This is a genomic window from Vreelandella boliviensis LC1 (assembly GCF_000236035.1).
Taxonomy (GTDB): domain Bacteria; phylum Pseudomonadota; class Gammaproteobacteria; order Pseudomonadales; family Halomonadaceae; genus Vreelandella; species Vreelandella boliviensis.
Window position 1 is genome coordinate 571,054 of sequence record NZ_JH393258.1, and the last position, 21,066, is coordinate 592,119.

The following is a 21,066-nucleotide window of genomic DNA, read 5'->3' on the forward strand; positions in this document are numbered from 1 at the left end:
AAAGAGAACCTATAACCGACTGAACGTTCTCTTTTCCAAAAATCCTATTAAAAAGTGTCCAGCGCCCCTTACTTCATTTCAAAGCCAAGTCATTTCAAAGCTAAGTCATCTCAAAGCCAAGTCATTTCAAAACTATTTCATTTCAAAACCACGCTTGATCAAAAAGTCACGCATATGTGGGCGCAGTTTATTATCGAACAACGGCTCAAGATTTCGGGACCAGTCGGTATCTTTATTACTGCTGCTGCGAGCCTGATAATAAGCCTGCATAGTGGTGTCGAAGGCCTCTACCTGCTCACCGTCTTCAGTGTAGTAGTCTTCTTTAAGAACCGCTTCCACGGGTAAGCGTGGCTTCACTTCAGGCTCGTGGTCTGGATAGCCGAGGCACATACCAAACACCGGGTAAACGTGCTTGGGTAGGCGTAGCAGGTCGCTGATTTCTTGTGGATTATTGCGGATACCGCCGATATAGCAGATCCCCAACCCTTCAGACTCAGCCGCTACCGCCACATTTTGCGCCATCAGCGCCGTATCCACTGTCGCCACCAACAGTTGCTCGGTCATTCCTCGCACAACGTTCGCGCCGGTACGCTCTGAAGCCTCCGTCGGGCGCTTCATATCAGCGCAGAAAACTAAAAAGTCCGCACAGGTAGCAACATAACGTTGCCCACCGGCCAGCTCTGCTATCTGTTCACGGTTGGCCTGATTTTTTACATGAATAACGGTATATGCCTGAACATGGCTGGATGTAGCCGCTCCCTGTCCGGCTTGGATAAGCTCCAGCAGCAACTCCCTCGCAATCGGCCGGTCGCTAAATTTACGGATCGAACGGTGGGATTTCAGTAACTCAATAACGTCGTTCATGGAACCTCGCTTATCTGAAACAACAAACGAATAGGGTAACAGATTTGTACAATATGACAGGAGTGGCTGATTGCTTTCAAAACCGGCTACAGCAAATGCATGATCGCGCCGCGCACGCCGCGTTGATCTATCCATAATTTGCCTAGCGTAATAGGCAGTTTGAATCGGCGCTTTCCCGCCGCGCCTGGATTGAAGAGTAGCTTTCCTTGCTGGTGTTCATTGCGGGGCTTATGGGAGTGCCCATGCAGAACGGCATCGCAAGGAGTCTTTGGATCGAAATCTTCTAAGCGGTGAACAAGGTGCAGGTGTTTTTCGTTCACAACAATGTCCTGATGTATCGGCAAACTCGTGGCCCATGCCGCCCTATCGATATTGCCCTTTACGCAGTGCACTGGCGCCACTGTCTCCAAACGCTGCAAAATCGTTTTATCCGCTTCTTTGTTGCCCACATCCCCTAAGTGCAGAATAAGCTCACACTCCTCCAGGAGACAAAGTGCCTCATCACGTAGCAACCCGTGGGTATCGGCAATCACCCCGACGGGTGAATTGACGCTATAGCACGGCTTAGATTGGCTCATTAATGAGACCCCTGCCAGCGGATAAATATGTCTTTCTAGCTTTTTTTTGCTAGAACGCTATCAAAAGTTGCTTACCAAAGCCGATATCTAAGTTATCAAATAGCTAGCGATGGCGAGTTATTTATTAGATTTTCATTGTCTATCTAATAAGTTAGGCATCAGCAAGCTATACTGTTAAGGCTATACGTTGATAACTGACACTTGATGGAATAATAACGACGCCAGGAAGCCGATATGACCAATACCCCTCAAAATGCACCCGGGCAAGAGTGGAATGCCAGCGACTACGCCCAGAATGCTAATTTTGTACCTAAGCTAGGCAGCGAAGTGGTCAAGCTGTTAGCGCCTCAGCCCGGCGAACGCATTTTGGATCTTGGCTGCGGCGACGGCTCGTTGACCGAGCGCCTTGTGCAGCTTGGCGCTGACGTGCTCGGTGTAGACGCTTCAGAAGAGATGGTGAACGCCGCACGCCAACGCGGGATTACCGCCCGTGTCGTTGACGGGCATCAACTGCCTTTCGACCATGAATTTGATGCTGTATTTAGCAATGCGGCACTACACTGGATGCTTGACCCCCAGGCCGTACTGGCAGGTGTTAAGCGGTCATTGAAGCCGGGAGGCCGGTTTGTAGCCGAGTTCGGGGGTCATGGCAATGTCGCTGCTATTTGCACGGCTCTGGTTGCTGCCCTGCAGTTCCGGGGCATTAGCGCCCGCGGCCGCCACCCCTGGTACTTCCCGACCACTCACGAATACGGCCATCTGCTGGAAACAGTCGGTTTCAAGGTGGAAAGCATTGAGCTGATCCCACGCCCTACGCCACTGCCTACCGGCATGATGGGGTGGCTGGAAACCTTCGCCAGCCCTTTCTTGCATGGGCTCGACGAGGATGTGCGCGAAGCAGTGCTTGAGAACACTTTAACGCTGCTGGGACACAGCCTACGCGATGAACAAGGCAACTGGACTGCAGATTATGTACGGCTGCGCGTTTCAGCACGTGCGTAAGCGGAACCGCCGTGTTAGCGGCCACGTTATAGCGGCAAACAGCCGCCGACAATAAGTACACTTATCATCGGCGGTTTTTAGTGATTTAAGACCTAGAACTCATCCCATTCATCGCTGGTTTCTGGTTGGCTTTGCTTCACCTGTTGGCGCGGCACTGGCTCAATGCGTGGGTCAACTGCTTGCCCTGGGGTCTTTCCCTTATGCGTCATCGCAACAGCGCTGACAGCACTCTCATCAATGCGAAAGGTAGCCATCAAATCGGCCAGCTCGCGGGCCTGCTCTTCTAAAGAACTAGCGGCCGTGCTGGTTTGTTGCACAAGCGCAGCGTTTTGCTGGGTCACCGAGTCCATTTCGGTAAGGGCAGCATTAATCTGCTCAATACCACTGTTCTGCTCACGCGTCGCGGTTGAAATCTCGCTCATTAGAGTAGTGACTTGGCGAATCGCATCCACCGTTTGGTGAATCGTCAGCCCACTGCGCTCCGCTTGTTCAGCGCCACCGTTAATTTTCGTGGTGGTCTGCTCAATCAGGCTCCGAATCTCTTTGGCGGAGTCAGCACTTCGCGTCGCTAATGTACGCACCTCGTTGGCCACAACGGCAAAGCCGCGGCCTTGCTCGCCTGCGCGGGCGGCTTCGACTGACGCATTGAGCGCTAAGATATTGGTTTGGAAGGCAATTGAGTCAATCACGCCAATAATATCGTTTACCTGGCTTGCACTGGCCGCAATCTCACGCATAAGTTGCACCGTGCGCTCTACCTCTTTGCCACCTGACTCCGCCGACTGAGACGCCGCGACCGAAAGCTGATCCGCCTCTTGGGCCGTTTCTGCATTTTTACTTACCGTCGTCGACATCTCCTCCATGCTGGAGGCGGTTTGCTGGAGCGCGGAGGCCTGCTGCTCGGTTCGTGAAGAGAGATCCTGGCTTCCCGCAGAGATATCACCAGCCCCGCTGAACACCCGCTCACTACTGCCTCTCAACGCTATAACCAGTTGTTTTAACTTCTCCTGCATGGTCGACAGACCACTGAACAACTGGCCAATTTCGTTGTGACCACGATCCTCAATTTGACCTGTCAGATCGCCATCGGCAATTCGCGCAAAGTGCTCACTGGCACGGCGAAGGGGCCTTACAACGCTACGCATCATTGCCCACCTAATCGCCACCACTGCCACGAGCGAAATGACTAAAAGTGAAATAGCGATGGCGCCAATGATAGTCGCCAAGCGATTGACCTGTTGAAGAACATTAGTGCCACGCTCCTCGGTATAAGCGATAAAACCGCTCATGGCTAGATCCAATTCGGCGCTTAATGCCCCCAGTTCCTCTTGCCTGCGCTGGATTTGAAAAGGAGCGGCCTCTAGCAGTGGCGAAATGCCCTCTATCACAAAAGCATTATAAGCGCTGACAATCGCATCACGGTGGGGAACCAGCGTGCCTTCAGGATTGATGGGCACGGCGCGAAACTCATTAAAACGAGCCTCGGCCACGGCAACCGCCTCTGCTGCGAAAGCAAGGTTTTCCTGCCCTTTCTCTGGGTTACCTTGAGTGCTAAAACTTGCCGAGCGGTCTAAAAATGTTTGTGCTCTAAGCGCATTTACTTGTGTTCGGTTGGCTAAATTCGTAAGCCGTACGTTGGTATCCGTTAGCTCTTCAAGCACCTGAGAACTGTTGTGATTAGCATAAAACCCGAGGCCACTGATCAAACCAATCATAAGCACCAGTAAGGCTAATGCAGCAGTCAGGCTCCATTTAATAGAGAGGTGCTTCATACTGTTAATTCCTTAATATTTATAATTTATTTAATAAGATATCGGCTAGGCTAGAACCAACTGAAGCACCACAGTGCAAATCTAGACGCTGGTATAACATATTAGTGTGATAAACAACTGCCCCCAGCCTTTACGACGCTGTGGCGGCTGGCCTTCTGAGCAACGTCCACCTGGAGCCAAGCCCCCGCCATGCACTCTAAGCGAGGAGCCTCGACCACCCCCTGTAAGCGCGCCCGTGATAGCAGCGTGGCCTTAGTGGTGGCTTTAAGCGTACCGACCATGTGCCCGTCAATATCGACACAACTCCCCTCAATATAAGATGCCACATGGCCAGTGGCAGTCACTGAGACAGGATGATTGGGCGCAATGAGCACACCCTCTAAACGACCTTTAATGAGCACAGGCTCATCGGCGATCACTTTGCCTAAAATATGGGTGGCCGACCCAATCCGGCTGCCACCAGGCATACACCCTATGGCGGGAGGCGCCACAGTGGAGGCATCTGTTTCAGGTGGCGACATCGCTTCATAGGGTGGTTCTGGGTTGGGCACGGTATCCACTGCAGGTGCTTTGTGCGTTATACCGGCCGCGATTAAAGAGCGCTGTTTTAGCTTACGGCGCTTGCCATCCCATACGATCAGCGTCATTACTCCAACGCCCAGCACAATAAACCATACTTGAATGCCCATACCGCTTCCTGCCGCTTTAGATGTGGTTACCCCAGCTAACGTTATACTCGTTCTGCTATATTGCGGCGGCGTGAATAAGCCCATTCACTTGGCTTAACTCCAGGCTTTAAGACGCTCATAAGCCGATTAAAGTATTTAATGGTCACTACTACGCACCCCAAAGGCGCTCTAGCGTCATTCACTAGGAGTCACCCTATGTTTAACAAAGCCAAGAATGCCCCACCTGAAAATAAAGCCGCAACGCTAATACCACCCGATACACGCTCATCAGCCACACCAGGAACACCGACCAGCAGTGCGCGACCAAGCCTCTCCGTGATCGGGGGGCATACGCAAGTGGAGGGAGACATTAATAGCGATGAAGATTTGACGGTAGAGGGACGCGTAAGCGGCATTATCACCTGCAAACAGCACACCGTTACCCTAGGCGCCAGTGGCTATATCAACGGCGATGTTTTTGCCCATACGCTGCAAATATCCGGTGAAGTAATAGGCAACTTAGTGGCACTTCACCGCGCGACGATTCACAAGGGCGCCCAGGTCTCAGGCACCATTGTAGCCCCCTGCCTGGTGCTGGAAGATGGCAGCATTTTCCACGGCAGTATTGATATGAATCCTGACAACGAAGTGCTTAAAAGCGCCTTTAACGATGCTACTGGCAGCGCGACAAAAACCTCGCCAAAAACCTCCTCGCCAAAAACAACCGTCGATAAACGTGCATTCGCGAGTGCGAGCGACGCAGAGCACGACACGACTGAAGCAAAAGCTAACGATTAAGGCGTTTTCAGCAGCATCAGCGGCGCTGAGCACATACTGGACAAGCGGGGTCGCGGGGTACTTGAAAGTGCCGCCATTGGCCGCTTAAGCCATCAAAGGTGGAGAGCCCCTGATGGGCAGAACCTGCGCCACTAAGTAGCTTAAATGCTTCTACCGCCTGAAAGCAGCCGATTAAGCCCACCAGTGGTGCCATTACCCCGCTTTCTGCGCAGCTAAGCGCTTCGTCACCGCTGTCATCGGGTGGATAGAGGCAGGCGTAGCAGGGGCAAGCCGCGTCGCGGGGATCAAACACTGCTAGTTGACCTGAAAAGCGAATGGCCGCTCCAGAAACCAGCGGCACCCCGGACTTTTGTGAGGCGGCATTCACCGCATAGCGGCTTGAGAAACGATCGGTACAGTCCAGCACCACATCCGCCGAAGCGACTAAGCGTTCAAGCGGTTCGCCCTCTACATGCTGGTCTAACGCAACGATGTGGCAGTGCGGATTGAGAGCTTGCATGCTGGCCTGGGCAGAGTGCGCTTTATTTAAACCGATACTGGACTGCTGGTGGGCAATTTGACGTTGAAGATTGGAAAGCTCGACGTGATCGGCATCGGCGATCGTGATGCGCCCTACTCCAGCGGCAGCTAAATAGAGCGCTGCCGGAGAGCCCAAACCGCCAGCACCAATAATCACTGCATGGGCAGACTGCAGGCGCTCTTGGCCCTCGATATCCACCTCGGGCAGCATGATCTGACGGCTATAGCGCAGCAGCGCCTGGTCATCCATCATCGGCTTACTTATCCTCAAATTCCTCGAAGGCGGGAATGTGTAAATTGAAGCTCTCTTTCACTTCTTCCATCACCACGTAGCTTTTCGATTCTTTAACGCCAGGCAGCGTTAGCACCACATCGCCTAGCAGCTGGCGGTAAGCAGCCATTTCGGGAATGCGGCACTTCAAGATGTAGTCGAACTGCCCCGAGACTAGGTGGCACTCCTGAATCTGCGGCAGCTTCTCGACAGCACGGCGAAACTCATCAAAGACCGCTGGAGACTGCGTTTCTAAGCTGATCTCGACAAACACTAACAAATTGGCTTTCAAAGCCCGCGGATCAAGGATGGCTTGGTAACCACGAATAATACCCGCTTTCTCCAAACGCTTAACGCGCTCAAGACAAGGGGTTGTGGACAAGCCCACTTCCGAGGCTAAATCGACGTAAGAAATACGTGCATTTTCCTGCAAGCAGCGCAGGATTTTAAGGTCGATACGGTCCAGCGTTCTATTTTTTGGTTTCATGGCAGGATCCAATACTGATGAATCAGGCAGTTATTAAAGGTGTCCTAGGGTAACCCGTTCATGCCCCCCCAGGTCACGAACACTTTCAACGTTTTGATAGCCTGCGCAATTAAGTGCCTCGCGCACCATTTCGGCCTGTTTATAGCCGTGTTCAAGCAGCAACCAACCTGACGCCGCTAGATAGTGCTGCGCGGAGTTTACCAAATGCAGCAAATCGGCCATGCCGCAGGCGTCAGCGACAAGTGCTGAGCGTGGCTCAAAACGCACATCGCCTTCGGCTAGATGAGGATCATCAGCGGCAATATAAGGCGGGTTACTAACGATAATATCGAAACGTTTATCTGCCTCTTCAAACGATTCCAATACGCCGAACCAATCGCTCTGTAAAAACCTAGCATTAGCGATGCCTAACGAGCGCGCGTTATGGCTTGCCAACGCGACCGCCTCAAAGCGCAAATCCACGCCAAGTATTTGCCAGTGGCGCTGCTCGCTGGCAAATGCCAGGGCAATAGCGCCAGTGCCCGTACCAAGATCGAGCAGTCGGCCTGAGGGCAGCGTCGCTCGGCTAAGCGCAAGCTCAACGAGGGTTTCAGTATCAGGCCGGGGGATTAACGTATCTGGAGAGGTGGCTAAGCGCAGCCCCCAAAATTCGCGTTCGCCGGTAAGGTAGGCAATCGGTGTGCCCTGGGCACGTGCAGCGATTAGCGCATCGAAACGGGCCTGCTCCCATAAGGAGCACATTTTATCGCCCCAGGTGTAGAGCCAGGTGCGGTCGTGCCCGAGCACGTGGCATAACAGCACTTCAGCGTCGATACGCGGCGAGCTGGAACCCGCCGCCTGCAAGCGTTGGGCAGCCTGTTTGAGCAGCGCATCAAGAGTCATTAGACGTCCTGAAGGGCTGAGAGCTGTTCCGCTTGATACTCGTGAATCAACGGGCTAATCACATCATCCAACTGCTCGCCGCTAACCACTTCATTGAGCTTATAAAGCGTCAAATTAATGCGGTGATCGGTAATCCGCCCCTGGGGGAAATTATAGGTGCGGATGCGCTCACTGCGATCTCCCGAGCCGACTAGCGAACGACGTGCATCCGCTTGCGTCTGGCGTTGACTGTCAACGGCGTTACGCTTCAACTTCGCGGCCAGCAGCGACATCGCTTTGGCACGGTTTTTATGCTGGCTGCGCTCCTCCTGACACTCCACCACCACGCCGGTGGGCAGGTGAGTAATGCGGATCGCAGAGTCAGTGGTGTTAACGTGCTGACCACCGGCACCACTGGAGCGGTAGGTGTCCACGCGCAAATCCGCAGGATTGATATCGATATCACCCACGTCATCGACTTCAGGCATTACCGCTACGGTGCAAGCAGAAGTGTGAATGCGGCCCTGAGATTCGGTCGCGGGGACGCGCTGCACTCGGTGGGCACCGGATTCAAATTTTAGCTGGGCGTATACACCATCGCCTTTGACGCGGGAAATGATCTCTTTGTAGCCGCCCTGCTCGCCATGGCTGGCGCTCACCACTTCGACCCGCCAACCGCGTTTTTCGGCATAGCGTGAGTACATGCGAAACAGATCACCCGCAAAAATAGCCGCCTCGTCGCCGCCGGTACCGGCGCGCACTTCCAGAAACACCCCACGGCCATCGTCAGGGTCTTTCGGCACCAGCAAGCGTTTCAGCTCGATATCCAGCTCGGCTAACCGTTCACGCCCTTCGCTAAGCTCCATCTCCGCCAACTCGCGCATATCAGCGTCGCTATCGCGGCTAAGCTGCTCGGCTTCGTGCATATTGGTTTCAATATCACGATAGCGCTGCCAGGCCGCCACCAGCTCTTCTAACTCGGCATATTCACGTGAGTAGTCGCGAAAGCGCTGCTGGTTATTGATCACGTCGGGATCCGACAGCAGCATCGACAGCTCTTCAAAGCGTTCGGTAAAGCTGTCTAAGCGTTGGCGCAGGGTCTCTTTCATGCGGGCGTATCATCCTTCTGGCGGTTAACCGTGGGCGCAGGCGTGGTCTCGAATGCAGGTTTTATAGGCAATAGCAGACGCGGGGCGGCATTCAGCAAGTCGTGGTGCTCTTCTGAGGCCGCATCGCGTATAGCCTGGGTCGGCTGGTGGAGCAAACGGTTGGTCAATTGATGGGCCAAACGCTCAATGACCTTAGCGGGGTCTTCACCCCGCGCCAGCCGCTCTAGCGCTTGGTCGCGGGAGAGATCGCGCAACGCTTCACCATGTTGGCGATAGTCGCGAATCAACTCGCCGCCGTTACGAATACGTCGCTCGTGCTGCCAACTACCCACCCCGTGCTCTATCAACGACTCGGCTTGATCAGCGGCAACCTGGCGGTGACGACGATTTTCCTGGATTACCTCCTCCAAGTCGTCCACGGTGTAGAGAAACACATCCGCTAATTCGCCCACTTCGGGCTCAATATCCCGAGGCACCGCGATATCGACCATAAATACTGGCCGATGGCGGCGTTTTTTGAGCGCACGCTCGACCATACCTTTGCCAAGTATGGGCAGTGGGGCCGCGGTGGAAGAGATCACAATATCGGCGTGTTCAAGGGCGTCGGGAATCTCTTGAAGGGTAATCGCCGTTCCCCCTAAGGGGCCTGCCACCAGTTCGGCACGCTCACGGGTGCGGTTGGCGACGGTAAGCTGGCGAACGCCCGCTTCGTGTAAATGGCGGGCAACTAATTCGATGGTTTCACCGGCGCCGATTAGCAACGCTCGTGAACGGCTAAAATCATCAAAAATGCGGCTGGCCATGCTGACGGCGGCATAGGCCACTGAAACGGGGTTTTTACCGATCCCTGTCTCGGTACGCACTTGCTTGGCCACCGCGAAGGTGTGCTGGAACAGGCGTTCAAGCTCCCCCCCCAAGCCCTTGGATTGGCGCGCCTGCTGATAGGCATCCTTCAACTGGCCCAGAATCTGCGGCTCGCCCAGCACCATAGAATCCAGGCCAACCGCTACGCGCATTAAATGGCGCGCCGCATCGTTGTCTAAATAGTGATAGGCACAGCGCGTCAGCTCATCGACGCGTAAGTTATGAAAGCGTCCGAGCCAATTGAGTACCGCCTGTTCGCCAGCCGCATCCGTGACGCAATAAAGCTCCGTGCGGTTGCAGGTAGAGAGCACCGCCGCTTCACTGATTTGTGGCAGGTTACGCAATTCAGCCAACGCAGTTTCAAGCTGCGTTGGCGTAAAAGCCACCTGCTCACGCACGGCCACGCTGGCGGTACGATGATTTATTCCCAGGGCAAGAAGCGTCATGCGTTATGCGTCTTCGCTAGTGTGTCGGACTTTTTGTCAGCCGCCGTTATGATAAGCGGCTGCACCGTCAATTAGGGCTTGCTAAAACAAGTCTTTGGTATGGTTCGAGCGCTGCCTACAATAACCTTTCATTCGTAGGCGTAAAGTTCGCTGACCACTTTTTCAAGGAGGAACATTCTATCACAGCAGGCTATCATCTGGCCCACACCACTTTGCCGCAGGCAGGCAAGCCGCTATGCTGGGCACTCGGCCACTTAATCGAGAGACGCATGCGACCTCGCTTTTCATTATCGGGCCCTGTATTAATGGGCTCTACCTGTTCAGGCTTCTCATTAGTGAGCTCTATGTTACGGCATTCGATACTACTACCCGTGGCCGCCTCTGCTGCTCTGCTGCTGAGCGGCTGCCAATCCACGCCTAGCCCACAAGATGGCCCCCTCGGCACCTGGGCCGATGATCCGATGCGCAATGCGCCGCCGATCACCCGTGGGCTGGATGCCGCTGGGCTAAGCACGCTGCTCAGCGCCGAGCTTGCAGGCCAGCGTGGTGACTATCGCTACGCAAGCCAGCGCTACCTGGAAGCGGCTAAGCGCTATCGCGATCCAGCACTTGCTGAGCGAGCAACCTTCGCGGCCCGCTTTGGCAATGAAGCCTCCTTAATAGAGGCTTCCGCGCTTAGCTGGCGAGAGCTTGCCCCCCTGGCAGAAGCGCCTAATCGTCTACTGGCGGCTTTTTCACTACAGCGCGGTGATTGGCTCGACAGCCTAGAGCAGCGTCTTGATATTGTTGAAGCAGGCGGCCACGGTGATATAACTGCCTTTGCAGAGGTAGCGGTGGCTGAAGAGGCACCATTGACGTTAATCGCCCAGCAGTTGCGTGAGCATTTAGCCCGCCCCAACGCTGACCAATTGCCGCACCACAGCGATGTATTGCTGGGCACGGCCTTGATCGAGGCCACGATTGGCGACACCGCACTTGCTCAGCGGCGGCTTGATCAAGTCGAAGTGCTCGACCCCGAATCCGCTGCGTTATGGCTGGTGAAAGCGCGCTTGGCTCTGGAGATTGAGGATTACTCGACCGCTCAGCAAGCTGCCCAGCAGGGCCTGGAGCTCGCTCCTGACGATGTCCGCTTCATACTGCTACTAGCCCAGGCGGAAATTCGCCTTAACAATATTAGTGCTGCCGAAGTGCAGACCAACGCCCTGCTAGAAAGCCATGGTGGCAATCAGGATCTGCGCTTATCGCTAGCCCAACTCTATCTTGAAGAAGGTCACCCCGAACCCGCGCAACGCTTGCTGCAGCCGCTAATTGGCCAATCCCAGGTGCCTGATTTAGCCTATTACCTACTCGGCGCTATCACTCAAGCACAAGGCGATACTGATAATGCTTTGCTCTATTACCGCCAAGTCAGCGAGGGCAGAGAATTTTTGCCCGCTCGCGCAGCTGCGGCGCAGATGCTAATTGAGGAAGATCGCTTGCTTGATGCTCGCGCCTTCCTACGCATTGAGCGAATGCGCTTTGACAATTACTTCACCAAACTCGTAATGCTCGAAGTCCAGTTGCTGGACGAAATGAGTCAGCCCGCGGACGCTAACGAGCTATTAGATCGCGAAATTAGCCGTACGCCTGATGACGCATCACTGCTTTATATGCGCGCCATGCGGCGCTGGGAAGCGGGCAACATTGCGGGCATGGAGCAGGATTTACGCCAGATACTGCGCACCGACCCTAATAATGCCGAAGCCCTCAATGCGCTGGGCTACACATTGGCCGACCTTAACCTGCCAGGACGCTTACAAGAAGCCTTTGAGCTGATTGAGCGCGCTTACGAGGCCGACCCGGACAATCCCGCCGTACTTGACAGTATGGGCTGGGTTTACTTCCGAATGGGACAGCCTGAAGAAGCGCTACCCTGGCTTGAAAGCGCCTACGCACAACTGCCTGACCAAGAGGTCGCCGCACATTTAGCCGAAGTATTAAATGCGTTGGGGCGAGATGAAGAAGCACGCCGACTGATCAAGCAAATCATGCAGCGAACGAGCCAGCATCCGCTGATCGACGAGCTGCTTGAGCGTTATCCTGAGCTAAGCCCTTAAATAAGCCCCGAACTAACGCCGCCAGAGGCACCCTAAACCCTGCGAACCACCGAATCAGGCGCACCAATCATGTTACCCTTGCGCCATAATCATCTGACATGGAGCCTGTTTATGTTGACACTGACGTCCCCTTCGCCCCGCTGGCCATTAGCAGGCCACGCTTCGCGCCTCTGGCTTGCCGGGCTCGCGCTACTCCTGCTCGCCGGGTGTGCCTCTCAGGCGCCTATGGATGAGAGTGGCCGCCAGGCAGGCCAGTGGGAACGCCAGCTGGCTGATGTAGAGACATTCGATACCTGGACACTGGTCGGCAAAGCCGGTTTACGCACTCCCCAAGAGAACGTCAGCGCCAACCTGGATTGGAATCAAACCCCTTACTATTTCCGCATGCTGATTAGCGGACCGTTTGGCGGCGGTCGCAACGTGCTTGAGGGCCGCGAAGGGCGTTTCTCGCTTTCCAATAGTGATGGGCGCTTTGAAGCAGAGACCCCAGAAGCCTTAATGGAAGAGCAGCTAGGCTGGGCGCTCCCCGTCACCGCCATGCCCGACTGGGTACGTGGCCTACCAGGTGATCACGACAGCTATCAGTTAGAAACCGACGAACTGGGCTTCCCGAGCCATCTTGCACAAGACGGCTGGGAAATCGACTACCGTGACTGGAAACAAGTCGGCAATTTATGGCTGCCACGTCGCCTAATTATGAACTACGGCGATGTGCGTATTACTCTGGTGGTCAACCAATGGCAAGCCAGCGAAGAGTAAAGGCAATCGTGGAAATGAACACGCCGTTAACTCTCCCCGCACCGGCCAAGCTAAACCGCATGCTGCATATCGTGGGTCGTCGTGATGACGGCTACCACTCGCTGCAAACGCTTTTTCAGTTTATCGACCTATGCGATCACCTTACGCTAACGCCCCGCGATAACGGGGCGATTCAATTAACCAGTGAGGTTAGCGGCGTTAGTCACGATGACAACTTGGTCGTACGTGCTGCACGGTTATTGCAAAACCATAGCGGCACACCACTAGGGGCTACGCTGGCGATTGAAAAGCAGCTGCCTATGGGAGGTGGTTTGGGTGGTGGCAGTTCCAACGCAGCCACGGCACTAGTGGGACTTAACCACCTCTGGCAGCTCAATCTACCGCTTGAAGAATTAGCCCGCCTGGGGCTAGAACTTGGGGCCGATGTGCCGGTCTTTATACACGGCCACAGCGCCTGGGCCGAGGGAGTTGGCGAACAGCTCACTAAGGTGATGCTTGATACTCCCTGGTTTGTGGTTATTCACCCCGGCATAAGTGTGTCTACACCGGGCGTCTTCCAAGACCCGCAATTGACACGTGACAGCCGCCCCATTACTATGGCGCGCGCACTGCAGGGGGGAGCGCCGAAGTGGCGCAATGACTGTGAAGCAATAGTAAAGGAACGCTATCCGCCAATCGCGGAAGCCCTTGACTGGCTCGCACAGCACGCACCTAGTCGGCTGACCGGCACGGGCGCTTGTTTGTTTGCTGCTTTTGAGACGCAGCAAGCAGCACAGGCAATCGCGCAATTAGCGGGTCAACGTTGGCCGACATGGGTAGCACGCGGGCTCAACACCTCTCCCCTCCATGATGCTCTGGGCTATTTATAGTCCCGCTCTGGGCAGTAAAAGCGCCCGGTCAGCGCGTTAGGTTATTGCTGGGGTATCGCCAAGTGGTAAGGCACCGCTTTTTGGTAGCGGCATTCCCAGGTTCGAATCCTGGTACCCCAGCCAACCCAACAATGGCCTGCGTTTTTCCCCTGATCCCCAACACTGCAAAGGTGGCTGCGCGTGTCAAAATTGATGGTTTTTGCCGGGAATGCTAATCCCGCACTCGCTCAAAAAATTGCCGAGAGCTTAGACAGCCGTATGGGTAATGCTACGGTGGGTCAATTCAGCGACGGCGAAATCGCAGTCGAGATCAATGAGAACGTGCGCGGTAAGGATGTTTTCATCCTGCAATCCACCTGTGCACCGACGAATGACAATTTGATGGAGTTGATTCTGATGGTCGACGCACTGCGTCGCGCCTCGGCAACTCGCATCACAGCGGTACTGCCCTACTTTGGCTATGCCCGCCAAGATCGCCGCGTGCGCTCCGCACGGGTACCTATTTCCGCCAAGGTAGTAGCGGACATGATGGTTAAAGCTGGCGTTGACCGCGTGATGACCATGGATCTACACGCTGATCAGATCCAGGGCTTCTTCGATGTTCCGGTCGATAACGTCTACGGCTCACCGATTCTGCTGGATGATATCGAGCGTCAGAATTATAGCGACCTAGTCGTCGTTTCTCCTGATGTAGGTGGTGTTGTTCGCGCCCGCGCTATCGCCAAACAGCTAAATGCCGATCTTGCCATTATCGATAAGCGTCGCCCCCAGGCTAACCAAGCCCAGGTGATGCACATCATTGGCGAAATTGAAGGTCGTACCTGTGTCGTTGTCGACGACATGATTGATACCGCAGGCACGTTGTGCAAAGCCGGTGAAGCGCTAAAAGAGCACGGCGCCAAGCGCGTAGTGGCCTATGCGACCCACCCGATTTTGTCCGGCCCAGCGGTCGACAATATTACCAACTCCGTACTGGATGAAGTGGTGGTGACCGACACCATCCCGCTATCCGACGTTGCACGTCGAAGCGGAAAAATTCGCCAGTTGAGCGTTGCGGGCCTGATCGCGGAAGCGATTCGCCGGGTCAGCAACGAAGAATCTGTCAGCGCAATGTTCCACTAATTCGCTGACGATACAGCCCCCTTTTGGGGCCACGGAAACGTCGTCGTCTGGTCGCGGTCTGCGGCGTCTTCCTTACTTAAACTAAGAGGCAATTCCATGTCTGATTTTATCCTGAAAGCCAGCGTTCGTAACGACCTGGGGAAAGGTGCGAGCCGCCGCCTGCGTCGTGCGAACCAGCAAGTGCCGGCCGTTGTATACGGTGGCGAGAAAGGCGCGCAGTCTATCTCTGTCGAAAAAACCGCTTTCTACAAAGCGATTGAAGACGAGTCTTTCTTCTCCTCGGTCATCAAACTGATGATCGAAGGCAAAGAAGAGCAAGTCGTTGTTCGTGACCTGCAGCGTCACCCCTTCAAGCCGTTGCTGACCCACGCCGACTTCCTGCGCGTTGATGCGACTCACGAAATCACCATGAACGTGCCGCTGCATGTGACGGGCGAAGAGACGTGTGTTGGTATCAAAGACCAAGGCGGTGAACTGCACGTACTGGCCAACGAAGTTGCCATCAGCTGCTTGCCGAAAGACCTGCCTGACTATCTGGAAGTCGATATCAGCGCACTAGAACTCGGTACTACGCTGCACTTGTCTGACCTTACCCTACCGGCTGGCGTCACCTCGGTTGACCTTTCCCACGGTGAAGAGCACGACAATGCAGTACTCAGCGTTACTAAAGTAAAAGTGCGTGCTGAAGAAGAAGATGAAGACGGTGCAAGCGAAGGCGAAGAAGACACCAGCGCCGAGTAAGTGCCCCCAGCATCCTATTGGGGCCATGCCTGCATGGCCCTTATGATGCTGACATGATGTTAGAATCAAGCGCCCCGGCGCTTGATTTTTTTTAGGGCCGTCGCTGGCCCGGCGTCAACCATGTCTTCTGGACAGGTCTTCTGGATAGGTCTTCTGGATATTTTGCATGAGGTGGGAAGATGAGCCAGGTAACAGCCATCATTGGATTAGGTAACCCCGGAGCGGAGTATGACGCCACGCGCCATAATGCCGGATTCTGGCTGGTAGATGCTATTGCGCAGAGCGCCCATGCAGATTTGCGCCCGGAAAAGAAATTTTTCGGCCACTACGCCAAGGTGCGTCTAGGCAACCATGAGCTGCACCTACTCAACCCCGCCACCTTTATGAATCGTAGTGGTGCCGCGGTGGCAGCCTTGAGCCAATTCTTCAAACTTGCCCCTGAAAACCTGCTGGTCGCCCACGACGAACTCGACCTCCCCCCCGGCCAGGCACGCTACAAAACCGGCGGCGGGCATGGTGGCCACAACGGCTTGCGCGATATTATCAGTGCACTAGGCGGTCAGAAGCAGTTTCACCGGGTACGGATTGGCATTGGCCACCCCGGCGAGGCACGTCAGGTTACTAATTATGTACTGGGGCGGCCCGGCAAGGCCGAACACGAAGCAATCGTTCGCGCCCTGGATGAGTGCGTCGCTACGCTGCCACTAGCGCTAGCGGGAGACTGGGCCAAAGCCATGAACCAGTTACACAGCCTTAAGTCAGAATAGACTCAGTCGAAAGCTGGCTAGTTACGCCGGTGGCTGACGGCTAGCGCATCTCGTAGAATGGCGATAATTTTACGCCCTACCACCTTATTCTCAGGAACATTTTATGGGTTTCAATTGCGGCATCGTCGGCCTGCCTAACGTCGGCAAGTCCACACTATTTAATGCACTGACCAAGTCAGGCATTGATGCAGAAAACTTCCCCTTCTGCACCATTGAGCCGAACGTGGGTATCGTTCCGATGCCGGATCCGCGCCTTGATAAGCTCGCTGAGATCGTCAAGCCGCAAAAAGTACTGCCGACCACTATGGAGTTCGTCGACATTGCTGGCTTGGTCGCCGGGGCATCCAAAGGTGAGGGCTTGGGCAATAAATTCCTGGCCAATATCCGTGAAACCCAGGCGATTGCCCACGTGGTGCGCTGCTTCGATAACGACAACGTTATCCACGTAGCCAACCAGGTCGACCCCCGCGCTGATATCGAAACGATCAATTTAGAGTTGGCCCTGGCCGACCTGGACACCGTCGAGAAAGCTAGCCAGCGCTTGGTTCGCTCGGTGAAGGGCGGCGATAAAGATGCCATTGCCACCAAGGCAATTCTTGATCGTATCCAGCCCCATGTTGCTGAAGGCTTGCCGCTACGTAGCTTTGGATTAAGCGAAGAAGAGCAGCGCCAGGTGAAGAGCTTCGGCTTTTTGACGCTGAAGCCGACTATGTACATTGCCAACGTCAATGAAGACGGTTTCGAGAACAATCCCTACCTGGATATTGTCAATGAAATCGCCGCTGAGGAAGGCGCGCTAGTGGTACCCGTATGCAATCAGTTGGAAGCTGAAATCGCTGAGCTGGATGACGAAGAGCGCTCGATGTTTTTAAGCGAGATGGGCATGGACGAGCCCGGCCTTGATCGCGTGATTCGTGCGGGTTACTCACTGCTGGGCCTGCAGACCTACTTCACTGCCGGTGTTAAAGAAGTTCGCGCCTGGACAGTGAAAGAGGGCGCAACAGCCCCAGAAGCCGCTGGCGTGATTCACACCGACTTTCAAAAAGGCTTCATCCGTGCCGAAGTTGTCGCCTATGACGATTTTGTCTCATTAGGCGGCGAACAGGGTGCTAAAGATGCCGGTAAGTGGCGCCTGGAAGGCAAAGAGTACATTGTCAAAGATGGCGACGTAGTGCACTTCCGGTTCAATGTGTAACTAAGTATTACCTGCTGGCTGCCCTCTTCATAGGGGCAGCCACAAGTATTTGAAGCCCCAGGTCTTGAAGCCCCAGGTCTTGAAGCCCAAGGTCTTGAAGCCCCTGCTATTGGAAGTCACTGTTCTTGGCATTCGTCACTCTTGCTGACGCCCTTGCCAACCCATAGGCGTGCCTAGCGTTTAAGCGCTACCTTCCTGGCAGCGCAAAAGCCTGCTACGTTTAATACATGCCATTTTTTCGCCCCCGCCTATTAATCGCCACCTTTCCGCTGCTCATGCTACTGGGCTGCGAAGGAAGCGAGCCATCGATCACACAACTCGAACCGCCCGAGCCAGGCGGGATACTTAGTGTAGCCACCCGCAACAGCGCCACCACTTACCACCTTGATCGTGATGGGACACCCGCCGGGCCGGAGCACGACCTGATTGAGTCGTTCGCCGCCGCCAACGACTGGCAGGTTGAGTGGAAGCTGTTCGAGTCCACCTCTGAAGTGCTTCAAGCCCTGAAAGACGGTGAGATTCAGCTGGCCGCCGCTGGACTTACCCACCTCCCCTCACGCGACGAGCACTTTACCCAGGGGCCCACCCACACCAATATCGTTGAGCAACTGGTCTGCCACCGCGATTTGCGCCCCTTGCCACGCCAGGTAGAGGAAATGGCGGGGGTCGATATCCGCGTCACGGCGGATTCCAGCTACGCTGAAAAGCTGCAAAGTTTGGTCAATCAGTACACCGGCATCGTCTTCGAGGAGGATCCTCGCACTACTGAGATATTGCTGACCGAAGTGGCCGAAAAGCGCATCGACTGCACCTTGGCCGACTCCAATATCGTTCGGGTAGTGCGGCGTCACTTCCCGCACCTGGAGGTTGCCATGAACCTCACCAGCGGTGATCGATTGGGCTGGTATTTACCCCCAGACCACCAGGCACTCGCCGAGTTGGCCAATCAATGGATGGAGAGCAGCGACGGCCAAGAAAACATCGCGGGAGTCATTCAGCACTACTACGCCTACATCGGTGAATTCGATTTCGTCGACCTACGCGCCCTCAATCAACGCATCGACGAGCGCCTGCCTAACTTCCTCGACCTCTTCCTAGAGGCCGAGGATGACACCGGGATGCCCGCCGACCTGCTTGCGGCCCTGGCTTACCAGGAGTCGAACTGGGATCCCCAGGCCGTTTCCCCTACCGGCGTGCGCGGCATCATGATGCTAACCCAAAATACCGCTGAATCCCTCGGTGTCGATAATCGTTTAAACCCGGCCGCGGCTATCGACGGCGGCGCCCGCTATCTCGCTGACCGTCATCAGCGCCTACCCGACACCCTCCCCGAACCGGATCGCACCTACCTAGCCCTGGCAAGTTACAACATTGGCCGTGGTCACGTGCTAGACGCTCGACAGTTGGCCCGCGAATTGGGCAAGAACCCAGACTCCTGGGAAGACATGAAAGAGGTACTGCCGCTAAAGGCTGACAAGCGCTATTACCCCCAGACCCGCTATGGCTATGCGCGGGGCTATGAACCCGTGCACTATGTCCAGCGAATCCGTAACTACCAGGACGTGATCAGTGCCGCAATGGTGTGGCTCCCGCTAGAGGATGACTGACGGGCCGTACCTCCTTGCACAAAAATGCTTGACGAACGGCACCTTGATGAGTAATATCCGCCCCCGTTGAAAGGCTACGTAGCTCAGCTGGTTAGAGCACATCACTCATAATGATGGGGTCCCCTGTTCAAATCAGGGCGTAGCCACCAAACGACGAACTTAAGAATATAGAAAAAGCCCGCTGACTCTGTCAGCGGGCTTTTTCGTTGCTAGATCATTTAGTGCGAACTCATCTAACGCTATCTCAAGGTTGCGCGGTTTAAAAACAGCGTTAGCGCGCGGGTCAGGTAATCAACATCTTTCGTGCCTGCCGTTTCCCGAATCGAATGCATCGCCCATTGAGGCACCCCCACATCAATGGTGGGCACACCCAATTCAGTGGCGGTAATCGGGCCAATCGTACTTCCGCAACCCATATCCGCCCGGGTAACAAACGACTGCACGGGCACGTCCGCCTCGCGACATACATCGCGAAACAGCGCGCCGGTGACACTATTGGTGGCATAACGCTGGCTGGAATTCACCTTGATGACCGGGCCGCCATTAATCGCCGGACCGTGGCACTCATCGTGCTTATCACGAAAGTTAGGGTGTAGCGCGTGGGCGTTATCGCAAGAGATCATCAAAGACGATTGAATCAACTGAATCAACGACTCTTCACTTCCCCCGAGCTGGGCATTAATGCGCTTTAACACATCCGCCAGGAAAGGGCCTTGGGCACCACAGGCACTGGCACTACCGACTTCCTCATGGTCATTGGCTACCAGCAAAGCGCCTTGGCTGCCATCGCAAGCCAAGAGCGCTTCTAAACCGATGAAGCAGGAAAGCAGGTTATCCAGCCGGGCACTCGCCACTAGCTCTTGCTTAACACCGACCAGCGATGGCGGCTGAACATCGTAAAACCCCAATTCAAAATCAACCACTTCCACAGCACGCATGCCATGCTGCTCTTCTAGCCATTGCGCCACCAACTCGCCTAGCGTAGCAGTGTCGCTTTGCATCAACACGGGCGCCATTTGCGTCTGAGGATTAATCGGACGACCACTATTCACGTCACGATCAAGATGAATCGCCAAGCTCGGCACCATCGCAATCGCGCGGTCGACATTGAGCAATATGCTTTCTAAACGGCCATCAGCATGGCGCACATGCACCCGCCCCGCCAACCCCAGATCCCGGTCAAACCACGGCGCCAACAAAACACCTCCGTATACCTGCACTCCTAACTGCAACCAACCGGCGGAGCACAGAGTGGCGTTGGGCTTTAGATGCAGCCCCGGGCTATCAGTATGCGCACCGATCATACGTAGCGCAGTTAATTCAGACTCCGGCAGCTGAAAAGCAATAATTGCCGAGTCATTACGGGTAACGTAGTAGCGCTTGCCCGGTGTAAGCTGCCAATTGGCCTTCTCTTCCAGCCGCTGAAAACCGGCTTGCTCCAATCGCGAAGCCATATTGCCTGCCGCGTGCCACGGGGTCGGTGATTGGCGCAGAAAATCGCATAGGCGCGTTAAACGATCTGCGTTGAAAGTCTCGGACATGGAAATCCTCATAACTGTAATGATTGAGTCTCATAGCGCAGGCGACCTGCTACAATACCCCCTCGACCTACGCAACTCATGGGTCACATGCGGGTCTAGGGAAGAATGAGTGTACACAAATCCGGGAGAG

Annotated in this window: 20 protein-coding genes and 2 tRNA genes; 12 read left to right on the plus strand and 10 right to left on the minus strand. The window is 55.0% G+C overall.

Annotated features, from left to right (window positions below; genetic code table 11):
* Window positions 1–132 precede the first annotated feature (132 nt).
* Together nfsA and KUC_RS11835 are read right to left on the minus strand one after the other, a co-directional pair.
* Entirely contained in the window at window positions 133–864 is a 732-nt protein-coding gene (gene nfsA / locus KUC_RS11830; protein WP_007113435.1) for an oxygen-insensitive NADPH nitroreductase, read from the minus strand.
* Window positions 865–950: 86 nt separating this feature from the next.
* Window positions 951–1,442 carry a metallophosphoesterase family protein gene (locus tag KUC_RS11835; protein WP_040480770.1) on the minus strand — a complete coding sequence of 164 codons (492 nt, stop codon included), beginning with the start codon at window positions 1,440–1,442 and terminating at the stop codon, window positions 951–953.
* Window positions 1,443–1,676: 234 nt separating this feature from the next.
* Between KUC_RS11835 and KUC_RS11840 the strand changes: the two genes are divergently transcribed.
* Entirely contained in the window at window positions 1,677–2,444 is a 768-nt protein-coding gene (locus KUC_RS11840; RefSeq protein ID WP_007113438.1) for a class I SAM-dependent methyltransferase, read from the plus strand.
* Window positions 2,445–2,536: 92 nt separating this feature from the next.
* Here KUC_RS11840 and KUC_RS11845 read toward each other — a convergent pair whose 3' ends face one another.
* Together KUC_RS11845 and KUC_RS11850 are read right to left on the minus strand one after the other, a co-directional pair.
* Window positions 2,537–4,216: a methyl-accepting chemotaxis protein gene (locus tag KUC_RS11845; RefSeq protein ID WP_007113439.1), complete on the minus strand. Its 1,680-nt coding sequence runs from the start codon at window positions 4,214–4,216 to the stop codon at window positions 2,537–2,539.
* Between the two features lie 101 nt (window positions 4,217–4,317).
* Window positions 4,318–4,905 carry a polymer-forming cytoskeletal protein gene (locus KUC_RS11850; RefSeq protein WP_007113440.1) on the minus strand — a complete coding sequence of 196 codons (588 nt, stop codon included), beginning with the start codon at window positions 4,903–4,905 and terminating at the stop codon, window positions 4,318–4,320.
* 195 nt (window positions 4,906–5,100) lie between these two features.
* On the opposite strand from KUC_RS11850, the gene KUC_RS11855 reads away from it, so the two are divergent.
* Window positions 5,101–5,682: a bactofilin family protein gene (locus tag KUC_RS11855; RefSeq protein ID WP_083825774.1), complete on the plus strand. Its 582-nt coding sequence runs from the start codon at window positions 5,101–5,103 to the stop codon at window positions 5,680–5,682.
* Window positions 5,683–5,698: 16 nt separating this feature from the next.
* On the opposite strand, the gene KUC_RS11860 is transcribed toward KUC_RS11855, so the two are convergent.
* Genes KUC_RS11860 through hemA form a run of 5 tightly spaced genes read right to left on the minus strand, consistent with a single transcriptional unit; the run spans window position 5,699 to window position 10,239 of the window.
* On the minus strand, window positions 5,699–6,454 hold the full coding sequence (locus tag KUC_RS11860; protein WP_007113442.1) for a HesA/MoeB/ThiF family protein: 756 nt from the start codon (window positions 6,452–6,454) through the stop codon (window positions 5,699–5,701).
* Between the two features lie 4 nt (window positions 6,455–6,458).
* Window positions 6,459–6,959: an Lrp/AsnC ligand binding domain-containing protein gene (locus KUC_RS11865; protein ID WP_007113443.1), complete on the minus strand. Its 501-nt coding sequence runs from the start codon at window positions 6,957–6,959 to the stop codon at window positions 6,459–6,461.
* Between the two features lie 33 nt (window positions 6,960–6,992).
* On the minus strand, window positions 6,993–7,841 hold the full coding sequence (gene prmC / locus KUC_RS11870; RefSeq protein ID WP_007113444.1) for a peptide chain release factor N(5)-glutamine methyltransferase: 849 nt from the start codon (window positions 7,839–7,841) through the stop codon (window positions 6,993–6,995).
* Entirely contained in the window at window positions 7,841–8,929 is a 1,089-nt protein-coding gene (gene prfA / locus KUC_RS11875) for a peptide chain release factor 1 (protein WP_007113445.1), read from the minus strand. The genes prmC and prfA overlap by 1 nt, the downstream gene beginning before the upstream one ends.
* A complete protein-coding gene (gene hemA / locus KUC_RS11880) occupies window positions 8,926–10,239 on the minus strand; it encodes a glutamyl-tRNA reductase (protein ID WP_007113446.1) in 1,314 nt (437 codons plus the stop codon). Before hemA ends, prfA begins: the two co-directional genes overlap by 4 nt.
* 344 nt (window positions 10,240–10,583) lie before the next feature.
* Here hemA and KUC_RS11885 point away from each other — a divergent pair, with 344 nt between their 5' ends.
* The 10 genes from KUC_RS11885 (at window position 10,584) to KUC_RS11930 (ending at window position 19,544) form a co-directional block, all read left to right on the plus strand.
* Window positions 10,584–12,335: a tetratricopeptide repeat protein gene (locus KUC_RS11885; RefSeq protein WP_050804851.1), complete on the plus strand. Its 1,752-nt coding sequence runs from the start codon at window positions 10,584–10,586 to the stop codon at window positions 12,333–12,335.
* A gap of 111 nt (window positions 12,336–12,446) precedes the next feature.
* Window positions 12,447–13,094 (plus strand): lipoprotein insertase outer membrane protein LolB, encoded by a 648-nt coding sequence (lolB, locus tag KUC_RS11890; protein WP_040480773.1) that lies wholly within the window; start codon window positions 12,447–12,449, stop codon window positions 13,092–13,094.
* A 14-nt stretch (window positions 13,095–13,108) separates the two neighbouring features.
* Window positions 13,109–13,963: a 4-(cytidine 5'-diphospho)-2-C-methyl-D-erythritol kinase gene (gene ispE / locus KUC_RS11895; RefSeq protein WP_040480774.1), complete on the plus strand. Its 855-nt coding sequence runs from the start codon at window positions 13,109–13,111 to the stop codon at window positions 13,961–13,963.
* Between the two features lie 48 nt (window positions 13,964–14,011).
* A tRNA-Gln gene (locus KUC_RS11900) sits at window positions 14,012–14,086 on the plus strand.
* A gap of 57 nt (window positions 14,087–14,143) precedes the next feature.
* Window positions 14,144–15,085 carry a ribose-phosphate pyrophosphokinase gene (locus KUC_RS11905; RefSeq protein ID WP_175540359.1) on the plus strand — a complete coding sequence of 314 codons (942 nt, stop codon included), beginning with the start codon at window positions 14,144–14,146 and terminating at the stop codon, window positions 15,083–15,085.
* 96 nt (window positions 15,086–15,181) lie between these two features.
* On the plus strand, window positions 15,182–15,826 hold the full coding sequence (locus KUC_RS11910) for a 50S ribosomal protein L25/general stress protein Ctc (protein ID WP_007113451.1): 645 nt from the start codon (window positions 15,182–15,184) through the stop codon (window positions 15,824–15,826).
* A gap of 179 nt (window positions 15,827–16,005) precedes the next feature.
* Entirely contained in the window at window positions 16,006–16,593 is a 588-nt protein-coding gene (pth, locus tag KUC_RS11915) for an aminoacyl-tRNA hydrolase (RefSeq protein ID WP_007113452.1), read from the plus strand.
* 103 nt (window positions 16,594–16,696) lie between these two features.
* The gene (gene ychF, locus KUC_RS11920; RefSeq protein ID WP_007113453.1) at window positions 16,697–17,788 is read left to right on the plus strand and encodes a redox-regulated ATPase YchF; all 1,092 of its coding nucleotides are present in this window, start codon (window positions 16,697–16,699) and stop codon (window positions 17,786–17,788) included.
* A gap of 227 nt (window positions 17,789–18,015) precedes the next feature.
* The gene (gene mltF, locus KUC_RS11925; RefSeq protein WP_007113454.1) at window positions 18,016–19,395 is read left to right on the plus strand and encodes a membrane-bound lytic murein transglycosylase MltF; all 1,380 of its coding nucleotides are present in this window, start codon (window positions 18,016–18,018) and stop codon (window positions 19,393–19,395) included.
* A gap of 72 nt (window positions 19,396–19,467) precedes the next feature.
* A tRNA-Met gene (locus tag KUC_RS11930) sits at window positions 19,468–19,544 on the plus strand.
* 90 nt (window positions 19,545–19,634) lie between these two features.
* Here the strand turns inward: KUC_RS11930 and KUC_RS11935 are convergent.
* The gene (locus KUC_RS11935; RefSeq protein ID WP_007113455.1) at window positions 19,635–20,936 is read right to left on the minus strand and encodes a M18 family aminopeptidase; all 1,302 of its coding nucleotides are present in this window, start codon (window positions 20,934–20,936) and stop codon (window positions 19,635–19,637) included.
* Window positions 20,937–21,066: the final 130 nt, after the last annotated feature.